Source organism: Desulfosporosinus metallidurans (assembly GCF_001936615.1).
GTDB lineage: Bacteria > Bacillota > Desulfitobacteriia > Desulfitobacteriales > Desulfitobacteriaceae > Desulfosporosinus > Desulfosporosinus metallidurans.
Map to the genome: position 1 here is coordinate 1 of NZ_MLBF01000246.1, position 244 is coordinate 244.

Consider the following 244-nt stretch of genomic DNA (forward strand, 5'->3'; position numbering starts at 1 on the left):
GTGCGGTTATCTCCTCTAAAGCGGTAGTTCTGCCCGTTTCCTCTAATTCTTGTACCACTCTTTTCTTAGTCCATCCGAAACAGTAACAGACGGGGCAGTCTTCGTCTTCGCTTTTTGGTGTACACTTCCACTTTTATGTCCCTCGTTTCAAATACGTCTTGATTATCACTAAAATAAACTACGGAACAGGCTTTGTTGGTACACATTTTGTAAGAAGCTAAAGGTTCCAGTTTAACTAATGCAC

The 244-nt window shown here is 41.4% G+C and carries 1 protein-coding gene; it reads right to left on the reverse strand.

The genetic code is table 11. From position 1 onward, the window contains the following. Positions 1-65 precede the first annotated feature (65 nt). On the reverse strand, positions 66-230 hold the full coding sequence (locus tag DSOL_RS30330; protein ID WP_207649706.1) for a hypothetical protein: 165 nt from the start codon (positions 228-230) through the stop codon (positions 66-68). Positions 231-244 lie beyond the last annotated feature (14 nt).